The organism is Nocardia farcinica (assembly GCF_029867845.1).
GTDB lineage: Bacteria > Actinomycetota > Actinomycetes > Mycobacteriales > Mycobacteriaceae > Nocardia > Nocardia farcinica_A.
Window position 1 is genome coordinate 1 of the sequence record NZ_JARWRU010001087.1, and the last position, 9,768, is coordinate 9,768.

The 9,768-nt window shown below is 69.8% G+C and carries 7 protein-coding genes; all 7 read right to left on the reverse strand.

The window, feature by feature from the left end:
• Positions 1–169 precede the first annotated feature (169 nt).
• On the reverse strand, positions 170–2,068 hold the full coding sequence (gene zomB, locus QH283_RS23995) for a flagellar motor control protein ZomB (protein ID WP_414689523.1): 1,899 nt from the start codon (positions 2,066–2,068) through the stop codon (positions 170–172).
• Positions 2,069–2,105: 37 nt separating this feature from the next.
• Positions 2,106–3,038, reverse strand: coding sequence for a decaprenyl-phosphate phosphoribosyltransferase (locus QH283_RS24000; protein WP_280505202.1), 933 nt, complete (start codon positions 3,036–3,038; stop codon positions 2,106–2,108).
• 73 nt (positions 3,039–3,111) lie between these two features.
• The gene (locus tag QH283_RS24005; RefSeq protein ID WP_280505207.1) at positions 3,112–3,612 is read right to left on the reverse strand and encodes a phosphatase PAP2 family protein; all 501 of its coding nucleotides are present in this window, start codon (positions 3,610–3,612) and stop codon (positions 3,112–3,114) included.
• A gap of 92 nt (positions 3,613–3,704) precedes the next feature.
• A complete protein-coding gene (locus QH283_RS24010; RefSeq protein WP_280505208.1) occupies positions 3,705–5,615 on the reverse strand; it encodes a glycosyltransferase in 1,911 nt (636 codons plus the stop codon).
• 83 nt (positions 5,616–5,698) lie between these two features.
• A complete protein-coding gene (gene glf, locus QH283_RS24015) occupies positions 5,699–6,925 on the reverse strand; it encodes a UDP-galactopyranose mutase (RefSeq protein ID WP_280505203.1) in 1,227 nt (408 codons plus the stop codon).
• 118 nt (positions 6,926–7,043) lie between these two features.
• Positions 7,044–7,817: a MerR family transcriptional regulator gene (locus QH283_RS24020; RefSeq protein WP_280505204.1), complete on the reverse strand. Its 774-nt coding sequence runs from the start codon at positions 7,815–7,817 to the stop codon at positions 7,044–7,046.
• A gap of 150 nt (positions 7,818–7,967) precedes the next feature.
• Positions 7,968–9,350: a SpoIID/LytB domain-containing protein gene (locus tag QH283_RS24025; RefSeq protein ID WP_280505205.1), complete on the reverse strand. Its 1,383-nt coding sequence runs from the start codon at positions 9,348–9,350 to the stop codon at positions 7,968–7,970.
• Between the last annotated feature and the right edge of the window lie 418 nt (positions 9,351–9,768).

A 9,768-nucleotide genomic window follows, 5' to 3' on the forward strand; every position in this document is an offset into this window, starting at 1 on the left:
CCCACGGGCGTCGCTGACGAGCCTAACCCCCTACCCCGCCCGGGACGTTACCAAACCGAGACAAAGAGGGATATCCCACTATCACACCCACAACAGATGTGCCAAGAGTGCATGCTCGAGGCCGGTGGTGCAAGCCGTGACCTTCACCGGCTCGCGGCCGGGCCGCGACCTAACGCGGCGGCTGCGGGAACGGATCGACCAGACCGCACCGCTGGATCTCGTACTTGGGCACGCGATCGATGCGGTACTCGGCGAACTTCAGCGCGTTGCGCAGATTGTGCCGGAAGCGCTCGAAGGTCAGCTCACCCCGGCTGGACAGCAGCAGCGCGTGCGTGTCGTCGCAACTGAGCGCGGTCCTGGCCTGGGTGACCCACTTCTCGTCCATGAACCAGGGCATCCACGGCTTCTGGTCCACCATGCCGGTGTCGACGACCACCCAGTCCGGGTACAGGCTCTTGTCGTGGCCGATGCGCCCGTCGACCAGCCGGTCGCTGTGCGCGGCCAGCGGGTAGGCCAGGCCCATCGGATCGATGACCTTGACGTCCAGCGGGACGTTCATGCTGGTCATACCGAGATTCAGGAAGTAGACCGTGTGCCCGGCGCCGCCCTCGGGGATCGGCTGCGGCGGCGGTGCGAGATACCAGAACATGAACGACGGCGAGTTCAGCAGCAGCCCGCCGTTGGGGTTGCGGCGGATCTCGGAGATCATCGCCCGCATGCGCGGATAGTCGAGATAGTCCTCGGCCCGGATCGGGTGGTCGTGACCGGTGTTGAGCACGTAGTAGACGCGCTCGTCCACGATGCCGGACTCGTTGATCTTCGTGCCGGAGGTGATGGCGGTGGTGCCCGCCGCGAACAGCGCCCAGATCATGGTGGCCAGCCAGGCCAGCAGCACCACGCCGAAACCGCGCCGGGCGGCGGCCGCACCGGAGCGCGGCAGCCGCAGCGGCAGCACCGAGACCGGAAGCAGGAACAGGAACAGCTGGGCCAGCAGCATGCGGCCGTGCATGAAGTCGCCGCCGACGCGCAGCGCGTAGACGGTCAGGATGAAACCGCTGACCAGCACCAGGGTGACCACCGCCGCGGGCGAGCGCAGCCACCGCCGCACCCGATCGAGACGGGAGTCCCCCTCGTACTCGTGCGGGGCGGGCGTCCAGGCGGGCAGTCCGCCGCCGCGGATCGCGGCCACCGCGGCCACCAGCAGGACGAGCAACGGCAGCCACAGCAGGTACGGGCCGACGAGATCCCACAGATAGGTGAAGCCCTGCTCCCACTTGGCCCCGCCCGCGTCCTTGGCCACGGCGGTGTTCGGGTAGGGCAGACCGTAGTAGCCCATCCGCCAGATCTGGTAGGCCATCGGCACCACGCCCGCGACCGCGACGATCATGGCCCTGGTGGCCACCGGGCCGAACCGCCACCGCGGCATCGGCGCGAAGAAGATCATCAGCAGCGCCAGCGCGCCGACCAGGGTCATCTCCGGCCGGATCAGCGGCGCGAGACCGGCGAGGAAGACCAGCCAGGCCAGCCCGCCCGGGCGCACCCGGTCGGCCTGCGCCCAGCGCATCATCGACCACCACAGCACCGCCAGCCAGCAGATGACCAGGCCGGTCTCCAGACCGGAGGTGACGTAGTCGCGGGCGGGCGGCAGCGAGATGTAGACGATCGCGCCCGCGGGCAGCAGCAGCGCCGAGCCGGTGCCGCCCCACAGCCGGGCCGAGCCCAGCATGGCGAACACGATCGCGATCAGCGACAGCGTCAGCGCCACCCCGAGGACCACGTATTCGAGCCGGACCTGGGTGAGCCAGCTGAAGAACCAGACGATGTAGGTCCAGGCGGTGCTGGTGTTGGCCTCGACGCGCTCGCCCGCGTTGAACACCGGGCCGTTGCCCGCGAGCAGGTTGCGCACCGTGCGCAGCACGATCAGGCCGTCGTCGGCGATCCAGCGCCGATTCCAGCCGCCGATGGCGAACAGTGCGACGGTGAGCGTGATCCCACCGACGAAGAGGGCCGAGGGCAGACGCAGCGCAGACGGAACGGACCGCTCCTGCGGCACAGGGCGATCCGTCACGTCTTCAGTTCGCGCCGCTGCATCGGCCAGCTTCTCGTCAGGTGAGATAGACAGCGACACCTACCGCTCCGATCCAGGCGATGGCGAGGAACTGCAACACGCGGTCCCCCAAGGCGATCTCTTCCGGTTCCCCTGCCTCACCGCCGTCGACGTCGACCGCGTAACGCAGGATTGCGATGGTAAACGGCACCATGGAGATCGCGAACCAGGTCGTGTCGTTGGCACGATCCTGCTCGAACGCCCACAGGCCGTAGAAGACGACCACCGCGGTGGCCGCGAGAGTCCAGATGAACCGCAGGTAGGTCGGGGTGTAGTACTCGAGCGACTTGCGGATCTTCGCACCGGTGCCAAGAGCGATCTGCAGCTCGGCGTAGCGCTTGCCCGCCGCCATGAACAGCGAACCGAACGCCATGATCAGCAGGAACCATTGCGAGAGCACGATGGCCGCGGCCGCGCCGCCCGCCACCGCGCGCAGCAGGAAGCCCGAGGACACGATGCAGATGTCGAGCACCGCCTGGTGCTTGAGCCCGAAGCAGTAGGCCAGCTGGATGCCGATGTAGACCGCCATCACCACGGCCAGCTGCCAGGACGCGGCGAAGGAGGCGAGCACCGAGCCCGCCAGCAGCACCGCCGACAGGCCGAAGGCCAGGTTGACCGGGACCACGCCCGCCGCGATCGGGCGGAACCGCTTGGTCGGGTGCGCGCGGTCGGCTTCCACGTCCAGCGCGTCGTTGACCAGGTAGATGCCGGAGGCCGCCATGCAGAACACGACGAAGGCGATGGCCACGTGGCCGAGCACGGTGAGGTCGCCCGCCGTCTCCGGGCCCGCCGCCAGCGGGGCGGCGAGCACGAGCACGTTCTTGACCCACTGCCGCGGCCGGACGGCCTTGATCAGCCCGCCCGCCAGCGACTTCGGCGGGCCCTTGACGACGGCATCGGCCAGGTCGGCGCCGGTCGGCTCTTCACTCATCTAACCAAGGCCTTTTCTCGAGCGGTCACTGTCTTCCATCTCGTCGGTGCGAGACACGGCGCGTGTTCGCACGCTACCGTCCGGCCCGGCGCGCACGCCGGGATTCGACGGCGAGCAGGGCCTTGGCCGAGGCCACGCCCAGTGCCGAACCGGCGAGCACGTCGGAGGGGTAGTGCACCCCCAGCACGACCCGGGAGAGCAGCATCGGGGGGATCAGCACCGCAGGCAAGGGTAGCCCGGTGAGTTTTCCGAGCAACACCGCCGCCGCCGCGGTGGAGGTGGCGTGCGAGGACGGGAAGCTGAGCTTGCTCGGCGTACCCACGTTGACCTGCACCGACGGGTGGTGCGGCCGCGGGCGGCGGACCACCCGCTTGATCACGATGGAGGCCGCGTGCGCGCCGACGGCGCCGACGGCGACCCCCGCCCACTGCCGCCTGCGCGGCTTGTCGGCCAGCCAGCCCGCCGCGGCGATGCCGACCCAGCCGAGCGCGTGCTCGCCGAAGTGCGACATTCCGCGCGCGGCAGAGACCACCGCGGGGTTCGCGCCGATGCCGGACTGCACGGCGTTGATCAGCGCGACCTCCGGCGAGCGCGCGGGCGCGCCCGGGTCGACCGGGGGTTCGGCGAAGGATTCCGCGCGGGCGTTCGGGGACAGGGCGTTGGAGGTCACCGGTTGTTCTCGCCTTCGGTCTGCTCGATGCCGAAGACGTTCTCCCAGGCGGCGGTGCTGGTCAGCCGCGGGTGGGCGGCCCGGTAGCGCTCGCGCAGCTCGGGGAATCGCTCGGCCAGTTCCTTGCGCAGCCGCATGGCCTCCTTGAACAGGGCCAGCGCCTGACGCGGGTCACGCTTGCGGTAGACCACGCCGCGTCCGTCGGCGGTGGTCACCGTGACCCCGTCGACCTGCGAGAGCAGGTACCAGCGCGCGTCCAGGGTCGGCACGTTCAGCTGCGGGGTCTCGTGGTGTTCGGGCCGGGCCGGGCGCAGGTTGTGCACCACGCCCTTGGCCAGCCGGACCACCTTGGCGATCGGGTTGGACGGCTCGCCGACCGCGCCGACGTTCAGGTGCGAGGCCAGCGGCAGTTCGGTGGACGAGGGCAGGATGACCGCGTCCGGGTACTGCTTGCGCAGCTCGTGCACCGCGCCGAGCGCCGAGGGCAGCAGCTGGAACAGCCGCTCCGGGCCGGCCAGGAAGTCGCGGATCGCCAGGTTCTGGATGGCCACCGTCGAGTACTCCAGGCACAGCAGGTGCTTGAGGGTGGCCTTGACGGTGTTGACGATCATCGCGCGCGGGTCGCCCGGCAGGTGCAGCGCCGCGACCACCAGACGGTTGCGCAGGTGGAAGTAGGCCTGCCAGTCGATGGCGTCGTCCTTGTCGCTCCAGGCCATGTGCCAGACCGCGGCGCCGGGCAGGGTCACCGTCGGATAGCCCGCCGCCTTGGCGCGCAGGCCGTACTCCGCGTCGTCCCACTTGAGGAACAGCGGCAGCGGCTGGCCGAGCTCCTCGGCCACCCGGCGCGGGATCACGCAGGTCCACCAGCCGTTGAAGTCGACGTCGATGCGCCGGTGCAGCAGCTTGGAGGTGTCGCGGTCGCGCAGCGGCTTCTTGGCGAAGTCGTGGTCGTACTCGACGTTGGGCGCGGCGCTCCACATGAAGATGGACCGGTCGACGACCTCGCCCATCACGTGCAGGTGCGAGCGTTCCTGCAGGTTGAGCATCTGCCCGCCGACCAGCACCGGCGACTTGGCGAAGCGGGCGAAGGCCAGCGCGCGCAGGATCGAGTCGGGCTCGATCTCGATGTCGTCGTCCATGTAGACGATGAACTGGGCGTCGGTGGTCTTCAGCGCCTCGTACATGACCCGGCTGTAGCCGCCGGAGCCACCGAGATTGGGCTGGTCGTGGATGGCCAGCCGGTCGCCGAGCACCGCGGCCGCCTCGGCGAAGCCCGGCTCGTCGACGACCTTGCGGGTGCCCTGGTCGGGGATGATGACCGCGCTGATCTTCTCCAGCACCAGCGGGTCGGCCCCGAGCGCCGCCAGGGTCTTCACCGCGTCGGTCGGCCGGTTGAAGGTGGGCATGCCGACCGCGATGCTGCCCTCGCCCGGCGCCTCGATCGGGGCGTACCAGCCGCCGGACAGCAGCGTGACCGCGGTGTCGGTGGTGATGTCGAACCAGATCCAGCCGCCGTCCTCGAAGGGGGCCAGCTCGGTCTCCAGTTCGACGGCGGTCGACACCGCGCCCGCCGGGACGGAGAACTCCTTTCCCAGCACATGGATTCGCGAGCCGTCGGCCTTGGAGCGGTAGACGTCGACACGGCCGTGTCCGGCCAGTTCCAGGCGCAGCACCACCGACGTCAGCACGCTCCAACGACGCCAGTAGCTGGCCGGGAGGGCGTTGAAGTAGGTGCAGAACGAGACTTCCGATTCCGCGCCGATGGCCAGCGAGGTGCGGCTGGGCGCGTGCGCGCGCCGCGCGTTGGTCGCCGATTCCTCCAGGTAGAGGGTGCGCACATCGAGCGGTTCGCCGGGGCGGGGCAGGATGATGCGCTGGAGCAGCGAGGTCGCGCGGGTCTGGGTCATCTCTTCCAATGCGGTCTGTGCGGTCTTGGGAGTCACAGGGGGTGTCATCGTGGACTTTCCGTGTGTGCGCCCCGGGCTGCGACTCAGCTCTGCTCGTCGGCCAACGGGGCGCCGGTTTCCAGGTGGGGGCGCAGCACGTTGTCGAACTTGCTCAGCGCCGAGCCGATCGCCATGTGCATGTCCAGGTACTGGTAGGTGCCGAGGCGTCCGCCGAAGAGCACCTTGGCCTCGGCGGTCTCGCGGGCGGCGCGCTGCCGGTAGGCCAGCACCTTGGCGCGGTCCTCGGGAGTGTTGATCGGGTAGTAGGGCTCGTCGCCGGTCTGGGCGAAGCGCGAGTACTCACGCATCACCACCGTCTTGTCCCCGGGGTACCAGTCGCGCTCGGGATGGAAGTGGCGCGGCTCGATGATGCGGGTGTAGGGGACGTCGGCGTCGTTGTAGTTCATGACCGAGGTGCCCTGGAAATCACCGGTGTTCAGCACTTCGGTCTCGAAATCGATGGTGCGCCAGCCCAGCTCGCCCTCGGCGTAGTCGAAGTAGCGGTCCAGCGGGCCGGTGTAGACGACCGGCGCGTCCGGGTTCTGGGCGCGCAGCTCGTCGCGCACGTCGAACCAGTCGGTGTCGAGCCGCACCTCGATCAGCTCGGAGGCGGCCATGTTCTCCAGCCACTTCGTGTACCCCTCCTTGGGCAGGCCCTCGTAGGTGTCGTTGAAGTAGCGGTTGTCGAAGGTGTAGCGAACCGGCAGCCGGGTGATGTTGGAGGCGGGCAGTTCCTTGGGATCGGTCTGCCACTGCTTGGCGGTGTAGTCGCGCACGAAGGCCTCGTAGAGGGGGCGGCCGATCAGCGAGATCGCCTTCTCCTCGAGGTTCTGCGCGTCCTTGGTGTCCACCTCGGCGGCCTGCTCGGCGATGAGCCGGCGCGCCTCGTCCGGGGTGAAGTACCGGCCGAAGAACTGCGAGATCAGGCCGAGGCCCAGCGGGAACTGGTAGGCCTGCCCCTTGTGCATGGCGAACACGCGATGCTGATAGTTCGTGAACTCGGTGAACTGCGTGACGTAGTCCCAGACCCGCTTGTTGGAGGTGTGGAACAGGTGCGCACCGTACTTGTGGACCTCGATGCCGGTCTCCGGGTCGGGCTCGGAATAGGCGTTGCCGCCGATGTGGTGACGCCGGTCGAGGACGAGCACCCTCTTGCCCAGCACATTCGCGGTGCGCTCGGCGATGGTCAGCCCGTAGAAGCCGGAGCCGACGACGATCAGGTCGAACTGAGCTGTGGAATTGGCGGAGCCGGGAGACGATGCGACGGTCACGGGAGCCCAGAGTATCGGAAGTCCGGCGCGGCGCAGGGTGCAGTCGGGGGATGACGGTGACCGGCCCGCTCACCGTGGGTTTCCCCGCAGGTGGGCGGGCTCGGCACCGGCGGTGAGCTCAGCGCATGACCGCCTCGGCGTAGGACTTCATGGCGTCGCGGACGTACTCCGCCGTCCCCGCCCCGTACTTGTCGTAGTTCGCGCCGAAGCGGGGATCGGCGACGTACATCTCGCCGAGGCCGATGAAGGCGTCCGCGGTCACCTTCTTGTGCCGCCAGCCCTCGGCGATCCAGTCGCGGTGGCGGGCGGTGACGGCCCGCACCCGCGGTGCGTCCACCGGCAGGCCCTCGGCGTGCGCGCGGCCGAACTCGGCGGCGATGTCCGCGGCCTCCTGGACGAATCGCTGCCGCTGCTGTTCGCTCAGCGCGCGCCACCACTCGTCCCCGCTGGTGTGGGCCTCCTCGCCCCAGCGCTCGATCACCTCGTCCTTGTAGCGGCTGTGATCGAATCCGTCGAATACCTCGGCTGCCACGAGTTGCTCACCTCTCTGTGTCTTGTCCAACGTGGTCCGTACCGAGTCGATCAGCCGCGCGATCCGTTCCTGTTCCTGGTTGAGCAGGTCCAGGTGGGTGCGCAGGGCGGCGGCGGTGTCCTGCTCGCCCGCGAGGATCTCGGCGATGACCGGCAGGCCGAGGCCGAGTTCGCGCAGCAGCAGGATGCGTTGCAGTCGCAGCAGCGAGTCCTGGTCGTAGTAGCGGTAGCCGTTGGCGCCGATCCGGCTCGGCGGCAACAGCCCGAGCTGCCCGTAGTGGCGCAGCGTCCGGCTGGTGGTGCCCGCCGCGGCGGCCAGTTGCTGGATCGACCACTCGCCGGTGGCGGTTTTCGTCGTCATGACCGGTTCTCCTTCGGCGATCGTCTCGGTGAGACCAGTCTCGGAATTGACGTTACGTCAAGGTCAAGGCCATTTCGGATGGATCGGGCTCCAGGTCGGGTCGGGCTCCAGAACGATCGCCCTTTCGGACCGATCGTGCCGGGGGATCGGTCAGCGGCCGGGGAAGACCGCCTCGATGGACGGGATGGCGAAACCGGCCTGCCCCGCGGCCTGCGGCCCGACGACGGGGACCGCCTCGGGGGCGGGCGCGCCGTCGGGGGCGGCGGTCTGCTCGGCGGGCGCGCTCTCGGGGGCGGCCTGCTCGACCGGTGTGCCCTCCGCCCGGTCCGGCCCGGCGGGCTCGTCCAGCGCGCCGGCGCCGGGGATCATCGAGAGCAGGACGTCGAAGTCGACCACCTGCGCGCCGAGCAGTTCGGTGGCGACGATGACACCGTTGCTGAACAGCCGGTAGGTGCCCGCGTTCCGCGGCAGCGGCGATTCCGGGCCGAGCGGGTCGCCCAGGCTGCTCGACGGCCCGCCGCGACGCGCGTACTCGATGTCGATCAGCGACGGCCTCTCCGGCGTCGCGCCTTCCGGGCTCGCGCCCTCCCCGGCCGGGACCGGCACCAGATCACCCGGGGAGACCGGCGGGCGGACCACGGCCAGTTCGGCCGGGGTCGGGCCGACCTCGAAAGTCTGGATGTCGGCGGGACGACCGCCGTCGGGGGCGGCGGAGTACTCCGCACGCAGGATGTGCCCGTCGCGCAGCAGCACCTGACCGGCGGTGGAGGCCACGGCCGCGCTGGAGCGCGGGTCCTCCCGCTCGGTGCCCGGGTAGACCTGGCAGTCGGTGCTGTCGCAGGTCTGGGCGTAGGGATAGCGCGATTCGGCCAGCGCGTAGGAGCGCGCGGCGATGGCCTGGGCGCGCAGCGCCTCGTTCGCGCCCTTGTCGGCCCAGTTTGCCTGCATCTCGGCGGGCACCACGCCGAGCAGGTAGTCCTCGACGTCGACCCGGTTCACGGTGCGGAAACCGCCGTCCTCGGCGGCCACCCCGAGCGCGCCGCGATAGGCGCCGCCGCCGCACAGGGTCAGGTGCTCGGACGCCGGGCGGCCAGGGTTGGGGTCGAGCGGGTAGAGCCACGGATCGGTGGTCGCGGTCTGCCAGAGCACGTCGCCGTCGCAGCCGAGGGTGACGACCACGTTCGCGCCGCCGTCGGGCAGCGGGGTGAGGTGGGCGACCTGCCCCGGCTCGAGGACGCGGCCCGCCACCCGCGCGCCCGCCTCGGCGTAGGCGTCGAGGCCCTCGTCGTCGAGGCCGGTCAGCCGCACGGCCAGCGAGGTGGGGCCGATCGCGCCGATGGTCGCGCCGGGGTAGTAGTGCGCCAGGATCTCCTCGGCGGTGCCGCCCTCGGTGGCGTGGTCGAAGGCGCCCGCCTGGCTCAGTCCGCGCCCGTGACCCGGGCCTGCCATGGGTTCGACATCGTGGGCGGCCGGCCCGTCGAGCCAGGCGTACGCGCCGCCGACCAGTACGGCCGTCGCGGTGGTCAGCACCACCGGCCGCAGTCGGATCGTCGGGGGTCCGACCCGGTTCCGAAGTCGCCTCCGGCGCCGGGTCCGGCCTAGCGGTCCGCCTTCGCCACGTCCCTCACCGCGTGCCTGACTGCCTCGCATCGTCACACTCCCACCTGTCGGCATGTCTCCCGGACCAGCCGCACTCCGGGGGCTACATTCGAGCAATCACAAATCTAACCCTAAACCAGAGGTTTATATTTGTGATGGATGTGAACCAGTGTGAAGGCTGTTCTTTCTGGGCACAACCCTGAACGCACACCCGATCACTGTTCGTAATTGATGGGAGACAGCTGTGCCGTACCGCAAGCCGAAACGATCCTTCGTGCTACCGATGGTGACCACCATGGCGGTCGCCGCCCCGCTGGCAGCGCTGACGGTCGTCGACTCGGCACAGGTGCGC

Bases quoted from the DNA above. Each gene is read 5' to 3' on its own strand.
- QH283_RS24000 (WP_280505202.1), bottom strand. From the start codon at position 3,038: ATGAGTGAAGAGCCGACCGGCGCCGACCTGGCCGATGCCGTCGTCAAG.
- QH283_RS24010 (WP_280505208.1), bottom strand. From the start codon at position 5,615: ATGACCCAGACCCGCGCGACCTCGCTGCTCCAGCGCATCATCCTGCCC.
- QH283_RS24020 (WP_280505204.1), bottom strand. From the start codon at position 7,817: ATGACGACGAAAACCGCCACCGGCGAGTGGTCGATCCAGCAACTGGCC.